This window comes from Stenotrophomonas pictorum JCM 9942 (assembly GCF_001431585.1).
GTDB lineage: Bacteria > Pseudomonadota > Gammaproteobacteria > Xanthomonadales > Xanthomonadaceae > Stenotrophomonas > Stenotrophomonas pictorum.
In genome coordinates this window covers 1-512 of record NZ_LLXS01000073.1, presented here as the reverse complement: position 1 = coordinate 512, position 512 = coordinate 1, and the positions used below count along the sequence as shown (strand labels likewise).

Genomic DNA, 512 nt, shown 5'->3' with positions numbered 1-512 from the left:
CCTATGAAAGCTGCTGCCCTGGCTATAACCGTCCTCTTGTTGCTCTCACCGGCTGCATCTGCGTGCTCTGACCCGATCGTGCCTTCGTTTCAAGAAAATCTCGCTAGGGCGGAACACATCTTCGTTTTCCGTCTCACATCGCTCGAACTAGCAGATTCCTATCCTTGGCCTTCGAATCTCAAGGGCAACATCAACATCGTCCGTGTACTGAAGGGCGCTGCTCCAGCGACGGCCAAAGTAGCTCTAGAGGGCAGCTGTTGCGGGATAAAGCTAGTCGTGGGGCGCTATTACCTTGCAGTGCTCGAAAGCGACCCGGACGTTTTGAGGCTGTTGCCTGGGGATCAGTCAATTCTGGACGTAACAGACGACTTCAAAGCCGGGGAGCCCGGGCGTGCGCCAAACCCGTACGGCGTATGGCCCGTCCAGCAGTATTTGCTCGGCCATGCATTGCCTGCTGACTATCCTTCGGAGTACCAGCTAGAGTCCACGCTCAGCGAGTAGCCCGGGTAAGC

1 protein-coding gene is annotated in these 512 nt (G+C 56.6%); it reads left to right on the top strand.

Going from position 1 to position 512, the window contains the following annotated elements; all coding sequences use genetic code 11:
• On the top strand, nucleotides 1-501 hold a 501-nt coding region (locus tag ARC78_RS16890; RefSeq protein WP_206742682.1), incomplete at its 5' end, for a hypothetical protein.
• Nucleotides 502-512 lie beyond the last annotated feature (11 nt).